Source organism: Pseudoalteromonas sp. APC 3495, from assembly GCF_030407645.1.
GTDB classification, from domain to species: Bacteria; Pseudomonadota; Gammaproteobacteria; order Enterobacterales; family Alteromonadaceae; genus Pseudoalteromonas; species Pseudoalteromonas tetraodonis.
This window is the reverse complement of record NZ_JASDDA010000011.1, coordinates 32,246-50,102: the sequence shown is the minus strand read 5'-3', so window position 1 is coordinate 50,102 and position 17,857 is coordinate 32,246. Positions and strand designations below refer to the sequence as shown.

The 17,857-nt window shown below is 38.0% G+C and carries 22 protein-coding genes; 11 read left to right on the top strand and 11 right to left on the bottom strand.

Annotated features, from left to right (window positions below):
* The first annotated feature begins 7 nt into the window (after positions 1-7).
* Positions 8-673, top strand: coding sequence for a tRNA (adenine(22)-N(1))-methyltransferase TrmK (locus tag QL984_RS06750; RefSeq protein WP_033104420.1), 666 nt, complete (start codon positions 8-10; stop codon positions 671-673).
* Between the two features lie 94 nt (positions 674-767).
* Positions 768-1,781 (top strand): hypothetical protein, encoded by a 1,014-nt coding sequence (locus QL984_RS06745; RefSeq protein WP_138764236.1) that lies wholly within the window; start codon positions 768-770, stop codon positions 1,779-1,781.
* Positions 1,782-1,792: 11 nt separating this feature from the next.
* Here the strand turns inward: QL984_RS06745 and QL984_RS06740 are convergent, their stop codons facing one another.
* Entirely contained in the window at positions 1,793-2,035 is a 243-nt protein-coding gene (locus QL984_RS06740) for a hypothetical protein (RefSeq protein WP_013465274.1), read from the bottom strand.
* A 165-nt stretch (positions 2,036-2,200) separates the two neighbouring features.
* Between QL984_RS06740 and QL984_RS06735 the strand changes: the two genes are divergently transcribed.
* On the top strand, positions 2,201-2,650 hold the full coding sequence (locus tag QL984_RS06735) for an isoprenylcysteine carboxylmethyltransferase family protein (protein ID WP_013465273.1): 450 nt from the start codon (positions 2,201-2,203) through the stop codon (positions 2,648-2,650).
* Between the two features lie 60 nt (positions 2,651-2,710).
* Here QL984_RS06735 and queC read toward each other — a convergent pair whose 3' ends face one another.
* Positions 2,711-3,367, bottom strand: a complete 657-nt coding sequence (gene queC, locus QL984_RS06730; RefSeq protein ID WP_013465272.1) for a 7-cyano-7-deazaguanine synthase QueC — start codon at positions 3,365-3,367, stop codon at positions 2,711-2,713.
* Between the two features lie 145 nt (positions 3,368-3,512).
* Here queC and queE point away from each other — a divergent pair, with 145 nt between their 5' ends.
* Positions 3,513-4,178, top strand: a complete 666-nt coding sequence (gene queE, locus QL984_RS06725; protein WP_138764275.1) for a 7-carboxy-7-deazaguanine synthase QueE — start codon at positions 3,513-3,515, stop codon at positions 4,176-4,178.
* A 107-nt stretch (positions 4,179-4,285) separates the two neighbouring features.
* Here the strand turns inward: queE and QL984_RS06720 are convergent, their stop codons facing one another.
* Genes QL984_RS06720 through QL984_RS06705 form a run of 4 tightly spaced genes read right to left on the bottom strand, consistent with a single transcriptional unit; the run spans position 4,286 to position 6,025 of the window.
* Positions 4,286-4,558, bottom strand: a complete 273-nt coding sequence (locus QL984_RS06720) for a hypothetical protein (protein ID WP_138764235.1) — start codon at positions 4,556-4,558, stop codon at positions 4,286-4,288.
* A gap of 15 nt (positions 4,559-4,573) precedes the next feature.
* Complete coding sequence (locus QL984_RS06715; protein WP_138764234.1) at positions 4,574-4,876, bottom strand: hypothetical protein; 303 nt, start codon at positions 4,874-4,876, stop codon at positions 4,574-4,576.
* 21 nt (positions 4,877-4,897) lie between these two features.
* Positions 4,898-5,308, bottom strand: coding sequence for a hypothetical protein (locus tag QL984_RS06710; protein ID WP_236613509.1), 411 nt, complete (start codon positions 5,306-5,308; stop codon positions 4,898-4,900).
* 36 nt (positions 5,309-5,344) lie between these two features.
* Positions 5,345-6,025: a hypothetical protein gene (locus QL984_RS06705; protein ID WP_138764233.1), complete on the bottom strand. Its 681-nt coding sequence runs from the start codon at positions 6,023-6,025 to the stop codon at positions 5,345-5,347.
* A 307-nt stretch (positions 6,026-6,332) separates the two neighbouring features.
* Here QL984_RS06705 and QL984_RS06700 point away from each other — a divergent pair, with 307 nt between their 5' ends.
* On the top strand, positions 6,333-7,811 hold the full coding sequence (locus QL984_RS06700; protein ID WP_138764056.1) for a transporter substrate-binding domain-containing protein: 1,479 nt from the start codon (positions 6,333-6,335) through the stop codon (positions 7,809-7,811).
* 133 nt (positions 7,812-7,944) lie between these two features.
* On the opposite strand, the gene QL984_RS06695 is transcribed toward QL984_RS06700, so the two are convergent.
* On the bottom strand, positions 7,945-8,391 hold the full coding sequence (locus QL984_RS06695; protein WP_138764057.1) for a hypothetical protein: 447 nt from the start codon (positions 8,389-8,391) through the stop codon (positions 7,945-7,947).
* A 248-nt stretch (positions 8,392-8,639) separates the two neighbouring features.
* On the opposite strand from QL984_RS06695, the gene QL984_RS06690 reads away from it, so the two are divergent.
* Positions 8,640-9,020 (top strand): BlaI/MecI/CopY family transcriptional regulator, encoded by a 381-nt coding sequence (locus QL984_RS06690; protein WP_036982191.1) that lies wholly within the window; start codon positions 8,640-8,642, stop codon positions 9,018-9,020.
* 11 nt (positions 9,021-9,031) lie between these two features.
* The gene (locus tag QL984_RS06685; protein ID WP_138764058.1) at positions 9,032-10,636 is read left to right on the top strand and encodes a M56 family metallopeptidase; all 1,605 of its coding nucleotides are present in this window, start codon (positions 9,032-9,034) and stop codon (positions 10,634-10,636) included.
* A 132-nt stretch (positions 10,637-10,768) separates the two neighbouring features.
* Here the strand turns inward: QL984_RS06685 and bcp are convergent, their stop codons facing one another.
* Together bcp and QL984_RS06675 are read right to left on the bottom strand one after the other, a co-directional pair.
* A complete protein-coding gene (gene bcp, locus QL984_RS06680) occupies positions 10,769-11,248 on the bottom strand; it encodes a thioredoxin-dependent thiol peroxidase (RefSeq protein ID WP_024601114.1) in 480 nt (159 codons plus the stop codon).
* 10 nt (positions 11,249-11,258) lie between these two features.
* A complete protein-coding gene (locus QL984_RS06675) occupies positions 11,259-11,792 on the bottom strand; it encodes an ACT domain-containing protein (RefSeq protein ID WP_013465263.1) in 534 nt (177 codons plus the stop codon).
* Between the two features lie 355 nt (positions 11,793-12,147).
* On the opposite strand from QL984_RS06675, the gene bamC reads away from it, so the two are divergent.
* Both bamC and QL984_RS06665 read left to right on the top strand, forming a co-directional pair.
* Positions 12,148-13,206, top strand: coding sequence for an outer membrane protein assembly factor BamC (gene bamC / locus QL984_RS06670; RefSeq protein WP_033104412.1), 1,059 nt, complete (start codon positions 12,148-12,150; stop codon positions 13,204-13,206).
* A 65-nt stretch (positions 13,207-13,271) separates the two neighbouring features.
* Entirely contained in the window at positions 13,272-14,660 is a 1,389-nt protein-coding gene (locus QL984_RS06665; RefSeq protein ID WP_024601116.1) for a YjiH family protein, read from the top strand.
* 34 nt (positions 14,661-14,694) lie between these two features.
* Here QL984_RS06665 and QL984_RS06660 read toward each other — a convergent pair whose 3' ends face one another.
* Both QL984_RS06660 and QL984_RS06655 read right to left on the bottom strand, forming a co-directional pair.
* Positions 14,695-14,844 carry a DUF2897 family protein gene (locus QL984_RS06660; RefSeq protein ID WP_076916055.1) on the bottom strand — a complete coding sequence of 50 codons (150 nt, stop codon included), beginning with the start codon at positions 14,842-14,844 and terminating at the stop codon, positions 14,695-14,697.
* A gap of 85 nt (positions 14,845-14,929) precedes the next feature.
* Entirely contained in the window at positions 14,930-15,466 is a 537-nt protein-coding gene (locus QL984_RS06655; RefSeq protein ID WP_036954276.1) for an acyloxyacyl hydrolase, read from the bottom strand.
* A gap of 246 nt (positions 15,467-15,712) precedes the next feature.
* On the opposite strand from QL984_RS06655, the gene QL984_RS06650 reads away from it, so the two are divergent.
* Both QL984_RS06650 and QL984_RS06645 read left to right on the top strand, forming a co-directional pair.
* The gene (locus tag QL984_RS06650; RefSeq protein ID WP_013465258.1) at positions 15,713-16,306 is read left to right on the top strand and encodes an ABC transporter substrate-binding protein; all 594 of its coding nucleotides are present in this window, start codon (positions 15,713-15,715) and stop codon (positions 16,304-16,306) included.
* Positions 16,307-16,515: 209 nt separating this feature from the next.
* Positions 16,516-17,853 (top strand): ankyrin repeat domain-containing protein, encoded by a 1,338-nt coding sequence (locus tag QL984_RS06645; protein ID WP_138764059.1) that lies wholly within the window; start codon positions 16,516-16,518, stop codon positions 17,851-17,853.
* The last annotated feature ends 4 nt before the right edge of the window (positions 17,854-17,857 follow it).

The following is a 17,857-nucleotide window of genomic DNA, read 5'->3' as shown; positions in this document are numbered from 1 at the left end:
GAGTTAAATGAAACTGAGTAAACGTTTAAACGCCATCAATTCATTAATTACAGAGCCTTACGATATTGTTTGGGATTGTTGCTGCGATCATGGCTTTTTAGGGATGGCGTTACTTGAGCGCGGTATAGCAAAACATATAAATTTTGTGGATATTATTCCAACGTTAATGGAAGCGCTCGAACAGTCGCTGCAACAATTTGAGCAAGGTAAATTTTTACCTTCATGGCAAGTGCGCTGCGAAGATGTTGCGCAAATTAAATTGCCAACAGCTGCAAAGCAAGTGGTGGTTATTGCTGGTGTGGGGGGCGATTTATGTTTAAAGCTTATTGAGCAAATTATTGCCAACAACCCGCAAAGCTTGCATCAACTCAGTTTTATTATTTGCCCCATTCAGCATCTTTACAAAGTGCGCGAAGGTTTAAAAGCCTGTAATTTAAAGCTCGAAAACGAGCAAATTATTGTTGAAAACAAACGTTTTTACGAAGTATTACACGTTAGTGTAAATGCTAGCCAAACACTCACTCAAACCGGTGCTCAAATGTGGGATAAACACAATCCACAACATCATCAATATCAGCAGCAATTGCTTAACCATTATACTCGAATGCTCAATAAAGATAGACTTTACTATCAAAAAGTTATAACAGAGTATCAACGAGTATTTGAATGCTAAATACTCCTGTCAGTGTGATCGGTTTTTGTGATTAACTACGTAAAGTGCTTCATAGTTAATATCTTGCCATCAGGCGGATTTATTTGGTTTATATATGTCAGATAAAAATATAAAAATTGAGCCATTATTAGGCGATGGGCAAAAGTGGCAACACAGTTACGAGCAACCGATTTCGTATGCGCCGTTAGTACAACTGGCCAATAATAATTGGATTGTTCCCCAGCATTTTTTACGTTACAAACATACGCTAGCCAGCGTTAATGAAGTGCTTAACGACATTAGTTTTTCTACTCACTTTAGTGTGTTAGCTGCAGAAAAAAACAGTGATATTTATCTGCAAGTGGCGGTACTTAGTCCAGATAATTACCGTGCTGAGAACAAAGCAAAAAAGTTACTGTTTGGTCGTCGCTGGCCAGTAGAGCAAAATTTGCCAACCTCAGAGCTTATTCAAACAGCATTTTTAGCATTGAAAGTGGCACGCGAGCATGAAGTAAGAGAGCTTTTTCAGCTGCAGCATCAAGGCGCAACCAGCACGCCGTTTAATAATCATCATGATTTACCTGTTATGGCGCAAAACCCTGAGCTTGTTAAAAGCACATCGTTTAAAAATATTCCATTGAACGACCTGATAGAGCGCCTGGTGTTTGCGGATAATAAAATTGCGCTAATTAACTGCCAAGCCATAATCACCGGCGAGCAGGTGTATACGGTTAAACTTCATTGCGATAGTTGTCAGCTAAGCGAATTTAATAATAAAACCTTGTCATTTTTAGCACCTGATGCAACAACCAACAGCTTTTTACATAGCTTTATTGCCGCACTGGTTGCTGTAAGTAACGAGTATGTGAGTGAGCATTTTAAATACCAAGGCTTTGCGCGCTTTAGTAAATATGTACACGCAGAGCAGGTCGGGGAGCTAAGCATTGCCATGCGTTCACCAAGTTCAGTTAGTTTATGTTCTATGGGTAAGCAAGAGGCGAATCAGTTAAACTTTGAAATAGACAGCGGCAGGGCACCCCAAGGGTGTGGACAAGCCATTGGCGGGTTTTTAGCTGCCCATGGTATAGAGCAGCCAGAAAATGCACATTTATACCCTAATTATTTATAACTAAGGGACGGCTATAGTTTGTTTATTTCTTGTTTTACGCTATAGCTTGAGTCGGTAACAATGGCTTCAAGTGTTTGTACTCGCTGTTTGAGTTCAGTCACTTGCGCGGTTACTTCTGCTAGTTGCTTATGAGCATCTTGATTGTTGTCTTGAACTTTATGTTTAAACTCAAGGTGCTTTTTATACATATCGTAAATAACCCCCGAACCTACAGAAATAAGTACAATGAGAACTATCATTGTTGTGCCAGACATAATTACTTCCTTTAATTTTATTTTAAGTTTAAATTATAACCATAATTAAGCGCCGATAAAGCTAATTAATTGTAACTTTATTTGTATTTATAAAGTCATTGTTATTATTTGTGCCGCCACCATATAGTAACCATGTAGTTTTTTTAATCGATACAAGGAATAGGTATGTTAAATAATAAAATTCCACCGGTTGTCGTTGTGGTATTTTTCGCTGCTGTTATGGCACTGATTGCGCATTACACAGTAATAGACTTTACCGCCTTCATAACTTACCTAGCATTAGGATTAGTCGCTATAGGTTGTTTCTTTTGTATTGCTGGGGTCGTCAGTTTTCGTTTAGCCAAAACCACGGTACTACCAAATAAACCTGAGCAAGCAACAAGCTTAGTTACCTCAGGGGTATATAAACTCTCACGTAACCCTATGTATTTAGGCTTTGCTTTTATACTGGCGGGGTGGGGCGTGTGGCTAAGCTCTATTTGGGCTTTTTTAGGTATTGTGGGCTACGTTGGTTATTTAACGCTGTTTCAAATCATTCCCGAAGAGCGGGCGTTACATCAGTTATTTGGTGAGCAATTTGAGGATTACAAATCGCGGGTAAAACGCTGGCTTTAATGTTTTTTCATACTAAAAAAGGCTACCCTTGGTAGCCTTATAGTGTGCTTATTTTAAACTTTACTCGTATTCAAGCGGGTCGGTTACGTTGTTCAGCTCAAAGGCTTCTAAACGTTCTTGGCAAGCGCCACATTTGCCACAGGCCTTATCACGACCGTTATAACAGGTCCATGTTTGGCTGTAGTCTAAGCCCATTTTAATACCATCGGTTAAAATATCGATTTTAGTATTATTTAAATACGGGCTAAAAATTTCTACCGCATCGTAATTAGCAATACGACACACATCATCCATCTTTTTAACAAACTCAGGGCGGCAATCTGGGTAAATAGCATGATCGCCCGAATGCGCACCGTAATATACTTTGCTTGCTTTAAGCGACACCGCATAACCTACCGCTAAAGAAAGTAAAATCATGTTGCGATTAGGCACAATGGTGCTTTTCATGCTTTCTTCTTCGTAATGGCCTTCTGGCACATCAATATCGTCTGTTAACGACGAACCACCAATAAGCTGATTAATTGCCGATATATCAACAATTTTGTGCGGTACATTTAGCTTTTCACATACGCTGGCGGCGACTTTAAGTTCTTTAACATGACGCTGACCATAATCAAACGAGAGGGCATAAACATCATGGCCTTGCTGCAGGGCTTTATTTAATACAGTAAATGAGTCCATACCGCCGGAATAAATAACAACTACTTTTTGCGTCATACGTGGTTTGCTCTTTAGTTTTGATAGAGGTTTATATCAGGGCGCGATATACTACACGGCCAAGGCATAAATGACAATTTTTGCACCGTGCTTTGTGATTTCTAATAGTAACAATTTTGCCGTCAGGTTGTAAGTGAGATTTCTTTTGTACAAAATTAATGAAGTGTTTGAAACCATTCAAGGTGAAGCGAGTTTTACTGGTACGCCGTCTATTTTTTTACGCCTGCAAGGTTGCCCTGTGGGATGTTCATGGTGCGACACAAAGCAAACCTGGGATGTTGATAACGTATATAAAGTATCACTTGATGACACGGTAGAAAAAAAAGCCGACTCAGATCATTGGGCCGAGGCCAGTGCAGCGCAGGTACTTGAGTTATTTAAATCCCGTGGCTATACCGCCAAGCATGTTGTTATAACCGGTGGCGAACCTTGCATGTATGATTTGAACCCAGTATGTAATTTACTGCATGATCATGGCTTTAGCACACAAATAGAAACCAGTGGCACCTTTGAAATACTCGCCCCTGCACAAACGTGGGTCACGGTATCGCCAAAAATTAATATGCGCGGTGGCTACAAAGTACTCAGTAGTGCTATGCAACGCGCCGATGAAATTAAACACCCAGTTGCTATGCAAAAACACGTAGAAGAATTGGAAGGGCTATTTGCCGCCACCGGTGTAAACCCAAAACTGGTATATTTGCAGCCAATCAGCCAAAAAGCCTCAGCCACTAAATTAGCTATTGATACTTGTATCGCCAAAAACTGGCGCTTATCAATTCAAGTACATAAGTATTTGGGGATTAATTAAAGAGCAGCTGTAAGCTGCTCTGCGTTAAGTTATATAACGTAGATACAAGGTTGGGTTATAAACCCAACCTAACTCAACAAATTTCAGCTCATAAAGCCAAGCAGGCTTTAAATATAATTTTCATCAATAAACTGGCACCACTGCGGTGTATTTAATTCTGGTACGTTTGGCTTATCTCTAATACCGAGTTTAAACATGATCACAGAGCGCCATTCTAAAGAGCCAATGTCTGGCCCATGTCCATAACCGTCACCGGTATTAATTTGCTGTTCAACATGGTTAAACCATGCTTCAGAGCACGGCGAATATTTTTCATCCTTTTGCGCAACACTACTGCATCCAGCAATAATGAGTAATAAAGGGGCCATTAATAGTTTCATATTTTACCTATGTGTTTATTTTGCTAATCGCTGCTGTGTTAAGTTTAAACGCTTATGTGAGCTGTATACTTGCAACCTTTCATCGTCCGTAATTAAAAATGCATCCATTTCTACAGATATTAAAGCTGATATGGGGAAAATCTCTAAAACACCAAGATCAGCAAGTTTAGCTGAAAGAAGTGCCGTTTTGCCATTAGCAATAAAAGTAGAATGTTGATCACGAAAATCGCCATCAACATATAGTTTTACACCACCAAACCATAAGTTAACAATTTTAATTTTATGACCCTTGACCGTGAATTCGAACTCTTTTCTCATTTTCAAACTCCATTATGGTTGTTATGTTTTTTCTTTAAACTCAACAGGTACTTCAATTTCAATGCCGCAACCTTTTCCATAGCTAAAAATAAATGCATACTTTTCGCCATTAAGAGGTTTAGCAATAAACCAAGCTTTTGTCTTTCCTTCTTCTTTGACCACAGTTGTTGGTATGGCAAATAGTGGGTCATCTTGCTCACCTACTGCAACCCAAACAAAATTAAACATCTCTTCTTTAATTTTCTCTGGTAAATATACTGTAACGGAAAATGAACTATTATTTTGCTGTACACTTACATTAAATAAATGATTGTATTTTAAGTTCCATGCTGCAACTTGATCATCAGTTTGAATGCATGATGCAGCAGAAGAGCCAAATCTAAACAGATATAATAAAAATAAACATCGCATTATCGATTTACCTAAAACCAATAGTTATTTCTCCTGATTAGTTGCTTGTTAGGTGCATTATGATTCTATTTCAGCTTCTGACTTAATAAGCTCCGAGATCTTAGATAAATCGAATGCATCGTGAGGAATAATTTCAATTTTATCAGTAAACTTTGATGACATGGATTTAAGATTTTTGGCTAGGAAATGATCCCACTCATATAAGAGTTCGAGGATGTCTGCCTTTACAAAATGATCTTCACCATTTGTATTTGACGAATAGCCTTCAACAGAACCATTTAATAGTGCATGTCGGTCGAGAATATAAGAACGTCTATCAGAGCTATATCCTGTGTTTACGGTGTGTGAAGCGTAATACGTCCTAAATAGAAAGATTGGTAACTGGTCCGCCTCACTCTTTGAAAATGGTATTTTTAATTTAGAAGATAGTGCTATTAAAGCTTGTAGCTGAAGATAACAGGCATTGAATATTCCGTACATGCGTAAGTATGCTTCACCAAATTTTTCGTTTCTCGATTCATGTATATTGATTCCATGATTGTAGAAGTCATCCTTAGCTAGTTGAGTATCTTCGAGCAGATACAAAGAATCTATTACAAATCCATAGTCACGGATATTGTCTAATTCGAGTATTGAAATAATTTGAGAATTAAAATCATCAGAGATGTTTATTGAGCATAAGCTTAAAACTTCTAGCATTATTTTAATGCGTAAATCAATTAAATTAATATTGCTCATTCGCTTAATATTTACTCCTTGCACCTTACTATTTTCTAGTCCGCGCGTCGCGCAGGTTTCTACTATGTCACGCTCATTTATTTAATTTATATAGTTTTAACAAATTACCTAAGATATTACTATCACAAACTTTTCTATGACTTTTAAGCAAAGCTAATACTAAAAAACGTTGTTATTGAGCAGCGCTTTTGTTTTTATTTTGTTGAACCTTGAACCTTGAACCTTGAACCTTTTTAAAGTACCAAACTAAAACCCAAGTTTGCAAAGTACACTGGTGGTGCATATATTAAACTAAGTGATTGGGAGAATGCGCTTGGCTAAATACCTACTACTGTTGTTTGTTTTTTCTTATGTTTTTATAAACTCGGCTTTTGCTACTGTAAAAGTAGGCGTGACTCACTGGGTTGATTACACTAATCCGGATGAAACAGGCGTTTATATTGAATTATTAAAAGAAGTTTATGCGGATGAACAGCTCGAGTTTGATTTTAGTACTTACAAACGAATTACCAATTTATTTGAACAAAAACAATATGATATTGTTGTTGGTGTTGCTAAAGAGGATATTCCTTTAGCTTATTATCCTAATTGGTATTTAGACTACGATTACCCAATTAATGCGTATTTTGTAGATTCTGCTCATAAGTTTAATAAACTGTCTGATTTAAACAACAAAGTATTAAGCTGGCTTGATGGCTACAATTTCGATAAGTTTATTGAATACCCACACGATTATTACCCGGCTTCTACTATTGAAAACGCAGTGGCACTGTTACTCAATAAACGCATAGATGCTTTCGTTGATTTTGACTACAACATTCCCAAAGAGTACAAATCAAAGCTTAATTATGTAGAGGTTGTGCCCGCAAGGCCTATTTATTTAGCCTTTTCGAATAATGAAAAAGGGAAAGCCTTGGCGCGAAGATTTGACCAAACAATGCCAAAATTAAAATCATCGGGAAGGTTGCAGGCATTATATAAATCAGATTATGAAAATACGCGTTTTGCAGAGTTTGACGCAAATAAAACAAAAATCGTATTAAGTAGTAACGATGAGTCTTTGCTACGACTGAACTCAGTTACCGAAGGAAAATCGCTCGACGCGCAGCTTTATAAGTTAATTTTGGCTGAAATGCGAGATTACAGAATTGAGTTTGTAAAAGCGCCAGATACCAATGCGGAGGTGCAATTTGGCATTAGTCATTGTTTCGCCAATAAAATTAACACGTCAGAACGAGCAAGCCGCTATTTAATATCAAAGCCGTTCTCTTTGTATCTCGCACCGCGACTTTATTCTCCAAATAGCTTGGCTCAATTTAAACATATAAAAAATTTAGACGAGTTGGTGTCACAAAGTGAATTAAGGTTGGGGTTATCAAAATTCAGAATATTCTCCGAAGACATTATGTCTCTACTTGAAGAGGTAGATAAAACAAAAATAAAACCAGCTCCTACTAATATATTCTCTAGATTACAACAATTAGCGAAGTTGCAAGAGTTTGATGCGTCTATTGAATACCCCAGCGATGTAGCCACGTATTGGCACGATATAACAGACGCTGATATTCACTCCTTTGATTTGAAATTAAAAACATCGTTTACTGTTGGGCATTTAATGTGTGAGCGCAGTGAAGAAAATATAAAATTTATGCAGGACTTTAATAATACACTCTCAAAATTAATTCAAAGCGATGAGTATAAAGCGCTTATCTACCACTTTGCGGCAGACTTACCTGCTGAACAGTTTAATAAAATTTATCAGCAAGCACTGTTAGATGAAGAGTGAGAACGCAAACACAACGTGGTTGTTTAACCGCTAGGGTAGGCATATTTATCATTGAAATAATAAGCCGATGATAAAAATAAAGCCGCCTTTGTAAGGTAGATTTGTATAACGCTGAATACTTGGCTCTGAAAATTCAAACAATGGCACTAACAAGTGCACCTGCGTCAGTAATACCGGCGTCTTTCATGGCTTGGCTAATCATTTGTACCAGCGCGACTACTTGAGATTGTGTTGATGAAACAATATTTGCCTGTGCTTCAATTTGTGCTTGTATGACCTCGTCTTCCGGATCGAATTGAGCTTGTAATTGAGTGAGTTGTTCTTTTTGTTCTTCAAGCTGCTGTTTAAGCTCTTTAAGTTGCTCTATCATTTTTGCGATATATTCAGGCATTTCTGAATTTGCTGTTTTTTCAGCGTTTTGCTCAGCACCTTTTGAGGAGAGTTCATTGCGCTCTTTGTATGATAACTGATAATCAGCGTTGTCCTGATTTTTTGTAGCCTCTTTTGTTTGTTGTGCCATATTAGCTTTATCGGCTGTAATTTTAACCTCAAAGGCTGATTGTTTATTTAGCTGTATCATTGCGTATTATCCATAATGTTATAGGTTACTAATTTAGCTATCGGCCACGATGCTAAAGGGCTAAAGCAATAAATACAAAAAATGACACCTCATTATATATGTTCACTTTGATAATGATGCCTTGTAACGCTAATGTATTTACCCACCTCTAAATTTATTTTCTTATTTTAAAATTTATATTGACACACTGAACGCTTATTACTACATTTGTAACAGTGAAAACTACAATTGTAGTAATAGAGGTTAAAATGAAACTTAGTGAATTTGAATTAGACATAATGCAGTTGCTTTGGCAGCACGAGCCTTGTACTGCTAGCCAGTTACATAAAGCCCTACTTGCTGATACAAAAAAAGATAAGCAAGTAGCTTACACTACAGTAAAAACAATCGTTGATAGGTTAGAGCAAAAAGAGGCGATAGTACGCTGTGGGAACGAGGGGAGAGCGATTGTATTTAAATCAGTGATCACTCAAAGCGCATTTTCAGCACAAGCAATGCCTAGCTTTATGCAGCGTTTTTTTAAAGGTAACTCTCGCAGCTTAATTGCCCATTTTATTAAAGAAGAAAAGCTGAATGACGAGGATATTGAGTACCTACAATCGTTATTGAAAAATAAAAAGCAAGATTAAAGGAGAAGGCTATGATGGATTATTTTGTAACTTGCACAATTATTAGTGTGTGTTGTTTGCTTGCATCATTAGGGATGAAAAGTGCCCCTTCTAGATTAAATTTTTACGTAATAATGCTGGCTTTAATAGCCTGGTTTGTTCCTTGGCAATACTTTTCTCAATTGCCATTATTTGAAAGTACATCGCAATATACTGTTAATGTTGCTGAGTTTAGTTTTTTAAATACGTTAATAGCCCCTACCGGTGCGCAGGTCATAACATCAGAAAGTAGCATTATTGCACCAGTGAGTTGGTTACCATCATTAAACCATATTTTTAGTGTATTGCTGCTTAGTGGAATTGGCTTGTTTACATTGCGTGTTGCTATGTATGTAAAGTTAGTCAAAAACTTAAAAGCTAACTCAAGCTTATATAGCACTTCAAAACGAGAAAACTGTATATACCCAATAAGATTCACCTCAATTGGAGGGCCTGCTTTTGCAACAGGGTTAGTCAATCCGGTTGTTTGGCTTACTCCTGAAATGGAAAATCGAAAAGAATTAAACTCTGTTATTGAGCACGAATTAACGCACTTACAACAAGGTGATATTTATTGGACATGGCTAATTTGCTTTATAGAAAGTGTTTTTTGGTGGAACCCAATATGCTCAAAACTAGCGCGTTTGGCAAAAGAGCAGTTAGAGCTTAGTTGTGACGAAAAATGTATGCGAAAACTCAAAGGTAAGTATCAGTTAGATTTAGCCAGTTTGTTACTCTCTGAGCATGAAAAAAAATCTAAATATAACTTTTTCACTCCCCCTCTTTTGAATATTGAACACTCAAAGAGTTTTAATATTCAAAGGATCAAAATGTTAAACAAGGAAAAAACAATGAAAAGTAAACATATGGTAATGGCTTTGGCTGCACTGTCTTTTAGCGCGTTGGCAGCAGCACAAATTGTTGATGAAAATCCAAAGAATGAACAACATAGTGCGCAAAAACAGCCCGCTGCTAGTAATCAGTATAACCAACAGTTAGCGCAACTTTTAGAGGTAGCTGGTGATGCAAAAAGTGATCAACCAACACAACTAATACAAACGGCAAAAAATATTCAAAAATGGTATGCAAATAGAGATGTGCTATCAGGTTTTGAAGAGGGAAAAATTAAATTAGAAAGTTATACTTTACTCGTTCATGTTTTTTCTAAACTTGAACAATATGAAGATATCTTAAGTGCTTACGAAACATGGTATCCAGAAGGAAGCAACCCGCCATATTTTACGAAAAACTCGCTTGCTAATGCCTACATACAACTAGGTCGTTATGAACTGGCTATAGCTGAATTAGAGGGGTTGTCTAGAGAGCTTGACGGTAACTTACACGAAGGTTCTGCTGGAAACTTAGCATTAGCTTATATTTATGCAGCAAATTACGACAATGCATTAGATACACTGCAACAAGGTAATTTAGAGGGAAGTGCTTATGGTGATGTTTTAAAATACTACATTTACGATCAGCAAAATAATCAAATAAAAATGGCTGAATTGAAAGGACGTTTACCAGCAGCCTTTGCGGTAACACCGGCTCTACTTCCTCGCATAGGTATTCCACAATCACCGTTATTAGCTAAATTATAAATAAGCAAATATAAAAAAGCGTTGCCCTTGAGCAACGCTTTTATTTTTATCTTGTTTAGCCTTTAGCCTTTAGCCTTTAGCCTTTAGCCTTTAGCCTTTAGCCTTTAGCCTTTAGCCTTTAGCCTTTAGCCTTTATTCAGCGGCTAAATAGTCCAACACCACTTGGTGATGATCTTTGGTTTTGAATTTATCAAACAAGTGTTTAATTTTACCGTCTTGGCCTACTAAGAAAGTGAGGCGGTGGATACCGTCGTACTCTTTGCCCATAAACTTTTTATAGCCCCACACCCCAAATGCCTCAGCAATGGCATGATCTTCATCTGAAAGTAGGTCAAAGTTAAGCTCTTTTTTTGTTTCAAAGTTTTTAAGACGCTTAATCGGATCTGGGCTTATGCCAACAACATGGGTGTTAAATTTAGCAAGCTCGGCTTGTTGGTCACGCAGGTTTTCGGCTTGTACGGTACAGCCAGGCGTTGACGCCTTAGGATAAAAGTATACCAGTACTTGTTTTTCTTTTAATAACTCGCTGAGCACGACGGTTTCGTCATTTTGGTTTTGTAAGCTAAAAGCCGGTGCTGTGTCGCCACTTTGTAATGGGGTAATTTTGTTCATGCTAAACTCCTTAGCGAATACGTCGAAAGATGTAATCTACGTTTAAAACGTGCGAAAGGTTTTCAAAACTAATTTTAAATTGGTCAATATCAACGTCAACGGGAATATTAAATTCAAGTTCACAGCGCATTTTAAGCTCAGTTTCCTCTTCGTAGGTGTCTGATTTTAATGAGCAAATATTAATATTATTATCTGCAAAAAAACGCGTTACTTTACTTAATGTGCCAGGGGTGTCTATGCCGGTATATTCTAAGGTATAGCCTGCACAAAACTCGCTTTGATTATGGCTTGAAGTACGCTTCATCATAGTGAGCAGTCCAAGCTCCATGCCTTTGGTCGGTAATGTATGCTCTATGCGGCTAATGGCTGACATATCACCGCTAAGTAGCATAATAAAGGTGAATTCGTTGCCTAAAATTGCAATACGGCTATCTATAATATTACAGTGGCAATCGCTTACGAGTTGCGTAAGTTCACTGACGATGCCCGATCTATCCTCGCCAATTGCGGTTAAAACAATTTGATGATTTGAAAATGCAGTCATGGGTTTTAAAGTACCTAAGTTACTTGGATGAAAACAACCGACTTGGCAACAAAAAAATAAACACGTAGCGTTGCACGGCGGCAAAGTTTAACACAAAACCCGCGTTAAACTATAGCAGCGGTTAATTTTAGGCGGTTAATAGTGCAGTGTTTCTTGTTTTTACAAGCTTGTGAAAGTACCATAGCAAAAATGTGTCTATTTGTAGCCTAGTCCGTTTGTTATCTCATAGGCTGAATGCAGTTAGGCAAGCAAATTATAAATGTAAAGTTAATATTGATTTTACATTGAACCAAATCGGCATTACCCACTCATATATTTGTTAAAACAATTAAGGGTATGCTAAGGAGAATTATCTGTGCAGTATTGGATCCCAAAAGCACTAGCAGTAAGTGTATTGGTAAGTTTGTCAGGGTGTAGTGTATTTACAAGTGATGCTCATAATGAGCGTAATTACCGCGCCCATGAGCCGGTTAAAGCGCCTGCATCGTTATCTCAACCCGCTCAAGATCCTGTTTATAAAATGGATGTGGGTCAATATGATAATAATCCGGAGGCAACAAACTATCGTCCGCCGGCGCAAGTTTTAACCATTGCTAAAGGCAGTTGGGTTGAGGAAGCAGATAAACAAGCGCGTATTTATTTTGATAAAAATGACGGCATTGAAGATTTAGATGTGTTCATTTGGGATTCGATTCAAGCGGTGCTTGCTGATAATAACATTAACGCAACACAGCAAGATAAAACGCAAGGAACACTCGTAACCGATTGGTACGCTATTGTAAAGCCTGAAGAAAGCTGGTTATGGGGCAATGATGAAAGCGTTGATTTAGAGCGTTTTAAATTTACCATTGAAGAAAAAGAACACCAACGCACAGCGTCTTTAACCGCTGAGCTTATTGATTTTAAAGGTGATAAGCCGCTAACTGATTTATTAAAACAACAGCTTGAAGTGCGTGCGCTTAACCAAGTAGTGAGCGAGTTTGATTACCGCTACCGTCAGCTTGAAGTTGATATGCGTAAGCGTCAAGGGATCATCTCGTTAGAACTCGGGTTTGATAACAAAGGCAATGCCGCACTTGTTACTGAGCAAACGTATGACACCGTATTCGATCGCTTTTCTGGATTTTTAGAGCGTTTGTCGTTCACAATTGTTGAAGTAAACCAAGAGACAGGTTTAATTACAGCAGATTATGCGAAAGTAGAAAGCAGTGTGTGGGATTCAATTTGGGGCGATGAACCAACAGAGCTTCCAATTGATGAAGGTCAATACCAAATTTTGGTTAGCAAAACCAAACAAGGTGGCACCAGTCTAACGTGGATGGATGACAAAGGCGAAACGCTTGAACCAGGTACAATGAATGGGTTACAACAAGCATTAGAAGCGGCGTTAATCAAGCGCGGTATTAAAATTTAATAAATATAAATACTTCCCACAAAAAGAGCACTTAGCTCTTTTTGTGGTTTTTACAGGTTGAAAATATGTCTCAGTTAGATTCATCACGCCCAGCACCAGTCCAAAAAAGTTATGATTTGAAAGTATGGTTGGTTTTTTTAATTCCTTCTTTAATCGGTGTTTTTTTGTTCATGACGCCAGTACCGTCTGGCGAAATAATGACGATCCCTATTGCGGTAATGGCAAAAGCAATTCAAGCCTTATTTAGTGAAATAGCACTAGGGCTAATAGCGACAATTATTTGTATTACTGGCGTTATGTCGTTGATATTTAGTGTGTTTAAACCGAAAAGCTTAACCAAATTTCGCTTATTAAATCATTTGTTTAATGTGAGTTGGATTTGGTTAGTAACACGGTTATTTGGTATGGCGTTTGTGCTTTTAACTTATTTTCAAGTTGGGCCGCATGCTATTACCTCAGAAAATACCGGTTTATTAGTATTAAAAGATTTACTACCGGTGTTGTTTTCGGTGTTTATTTTAGCGGGCTTGTTACTGCCGTTATTACTTAATTTTGGTTTACTTGAGCTGGTGGGTACCTTACTTACTAAAGTAATGCGTCCATTGTTTGGGGTGCCGGGGCGCAGTGCAGTTAACTGTGTTGCTTCGTGGTTAGGTGATGGCAGTGTCGGTATTTTGATGACTGCACGCCAGTATGAAGATAAATACTACACTCAACGTGAAGCTGCGATTATTGGTACCACTTTCTCTGCTGTATCAATTACCTTTTGTTTGGTTGTTATTGGCCAAGTAAAGCTTGAATATTTATTTGCACCTTTTTACCTAACCGTGTGTTTAGCGGGTGTAGTGGCTGCGATAATTGTTCCGCGTTTACCGCCACTGCGTTTTAAAAAGGACGTGCTTATTGATGGTGAAGAGCCCGATGGAAACGCTGAATTGGTTCCTGAAGGCAAAACATTATTTAAGCATTCACTTGATGTTGCATTAACTAAAGCAGAAAAAGCACCAGGCTTAAAAGGCACAATTGAAGAGGGCTTACACAACGCATTTGATATGGTGTTTGCAGTATTACCTGTGGTAATGGCTGTGGGTACATTTGCTTTAATTATTGCTGAGTACACGCCAATATTTCAATATTTAGGTATGCCGTTTATTCCATTTTTAGAATTACTACAAATACCTGAAGCCGAAATGGCGGCGCAAACGATTATGGTGGGATTTGCAGATATGTTTATTCCGTCTATTTTAGCCGCAGGCTCAATTGAAAGCGATGTAACACGTTTTATTATTGCGGCAATGAGTGTAACGCAACTTATTTATATGTCTGAAGTGGGCGCACTTTTATTAGGTAGTAAAATACCGGTTAATATTTTTGAGTTATTTGTTATTTTTATTCTCAGAACTTTAGTAACCTTGCCAGTTATTGCCTTAATGGCACACTGGTTAGTTGGCTAGAACAATCATTTAAACGAAAAAAAGCCCTGATTATTCAGGGCTTTTTTGTTTCTTTGCTTTGCGCAGATGAGCGTGGTGCTGAGGGTTTAAACTCGCTTTTTGCACTTAAACGCAGCAGTACTAAATTGCCGATAACAATAGCCAGTACAATCACGATAACGAGTACGATTTGCCAAATTTGCATTGCGATGCTCTTATTTTTTATTAAGCGATAATTATGACCACTTTAAATAAAAGCTGCAATCCTCTCTAGGGCTGTAAATAAGCAATTAAAACCGTTGTGCCACCGATAACGTTAAAAAGTTAATGCCTGGGTTTGGCGCTTTAAACCCGGCGTTTGAATAGTGAATAATTCGCAGCGCTACATTAGTTTCACCAAAATCTGCCACTAGGCCTATCCTATCTTCAAACTGATAGTGAGTACTTAGGTTTTTACCAGCAAAATAGCGCTCATCAAGTAATGAAAAACCAATGCCAGCCTCTACATAAAAGGGGGTGTTGTATACACTAAATGCTGGAAATTGCACCACCGGTGACACAGCCAAGACTACGTTGGATTGTGATTGTTGATCATGGCGGTATTGCCACACGTTAACGCTGCTTTCTAAATAAAAACGAGCATCGCCGACAAAGTTTTGCATTCCTTGAGGGTGATATTGATACGCAAGCTTTGCCCCTGTTACATTGCCTTCTCCTTTTAAAAGATCGACGGCATAACCATGGTTAGAGGATGCATAAGCGGCTTTGGTAGCCAATATAAACAGGGTAAAAACAAGAACTAAAAGTCTGTTGTATGAGGTTTTCATAACGGCCAACTAGGGTTTAAGTCAAAATAGTAAAGGGATAATAAGGGCGGTGAATTGGTGTTTTCAATGAGGACAAAAAGCCGCTTGTATATGGCTTGTTAACTGATTTATTTAACCAATTGAATTTATTTAATTAATTCAATTGGTGCCAATTGGGCATTAATAAGTTGCTTATTTATGCCTTTTTTATTGCCTGTTATTTGCGTAAATTACGCTTAAATTAATTATTTAAACTATGCATTTTTTATGAAACTTATAAAGCTTTTAGTGGTTATTGCTGTTTTTTTCAGTAGCGCTTTGTATGCACAAACGCAGCCATCACCTAAGCAGTTATTGCAAACTGTAGCAGAATCATTATTTAACGATATTGGACAGGTAAATGCCAAAGGCGATGCCAGCAAAGAAGCCATGTCGTTAATTGTTCAGCAGCGTTTAATGCCACATATTGATGTTAAGTTTGTGTCTTTTAAATTATTAGGTAAGCATATTAAAGGTATTAACCGCGACCAAGGTGTTGCGTTTATTAATGCTGTAGAGCATTACTTAACAGGGACTTATGCCGGTGCGCTTATGAAGTACACAGGGCAGGATGTAATATTTGAGCAAGACGCTGCTGCAAGCGACTCTAAATTTGCTACGGTTAAAACGCAAATTATTGAACCGAATAAGCCAACCATTGATTTGCACTTTAAATTGCGTTTAGGTAATAACAATCAGTGGAAGGTATACGATATTGTTGCAGAGGGAATTTCGTTGCTCAGTGCTAAGCAAAAAGAGATCATTCAACGTATTTCTGATGTGGGATTAGACCAAGTCACAGCAGAACTTCAGCAAAGTTAGTACTTTTGCAATTAACAGCTCCAACCTAAAAGCAGCTAATGACGTATGTCGTTAGCTGCTTTTGTATTTTGGCCTATATTGCATGAGTTTACGCTAGCTTGGCTACCTAGCTGTGGTAGAATATTGGCTTCTTTGATTAAGCGTGGTGTCAGCTAAATACTGTTATAACTGACTACTCACCCGAGCTACACTGGAGTTGTGTTGTTTTAATGGAAAATGTACTAATTTGGCCAAAGGAATACCCGTTACTGGTCAAAGGGCTGGTTGAACAAAACGGTGCCTTCATTTTAGATGCTTTAGAAGCTTGGCCCGCCTGTCGCTCTACTGAAGAAGATAATGGTGTATGCACTACTGTTTTACCCCCAATTTATTATTTAACCTGGTTAACCCCCTTAGAGCCATTTGAAGAGTGTTATTTTCAGCATATTTCTGAATATGATGAAAACGCACAAGAGTATATTGCTGCACTGAAAGAGCATTATTTTGCCAATGATTACAGCATAGAAAATATTGTGCTAATGCTGTGTCAGCGACTTGAAAAGTATGCAAGTGTGTCGGCACAAAATAACATTGAAACGCCACTTTCTTTAATTAGCTTATTTTTTAGTAAACGCTTTTTTACTCTGATAGAGCATGCGCTAGAGCAAGGTGCAAAGCTCTCTGCTGCAGATACCTTAGCTATTTGGAAAGAGGTCGATTTTAGAGAGCGTTTAAGTGCGCATATTCCCCAGTCGATTGCTGATATTGACCACTTAGCAGAGCTGACCAGCGAAAAAGTGGCTGCTGGCAAAGATTACTTTACTTTGTTAACTCAGGTGTCTCCTGATGTTGACTCTATTGTGCTTTTAGAAAATGCCTTACTTGCGCATTTAAACAAGAAAAAAGCTAAGCAAACCATGGCAATGCGCTTTATTGAGCAAGGCGCCACGGGCACCTTAACCGATGAAGATAATAAAACAGCATTTATGTGGGCGGCAGAAAAAGGCTACGTAAATGTAGTAGAAACACTCCTGCAGTACCAAGATAAAAAAGCGGTAGACGGCCAAGGTAATACGGCGCTGCATTACGCGGTGATAAGTAAAAACGAATCGTTAATGATTTTACTGCTCAAAGCAGGGTATGACTTTAGAGCGCGAAATAACGAGGGGTTAAGTTGTTACCGATTAGCGGTTAGTATAAAAGCCAGCAACTTAGTTAAGTGCCTTGAGCGTGACTTTGGTATTAAAGAGTTATCGCCAGAGGGGCAGCTAGAGCGAATTAAAAAGGTGCATGTGCTACATGCGGTTGTGGCTTTATTTTTACCGCTACAGTTATTTTTCTTTTTTGATGAAAACATCACTATAAAAAGTGAGCTTACTCTTTTTATGACCATGACGGCGGTGGTGTGTTTTTTCTTTGCAACTAACTTAAAGCGTTGCTCATTGTATCCGCATGTAAAACACCCATGGGGATTGTTTTTAATACGAATGATGTCTGTTTTTAGTCTTGTTGCACAACTAGGTTTAGCCTGTATTGTGGGGCTGGCAGCTTTAAGCGAGTTAGTTTAAAAGT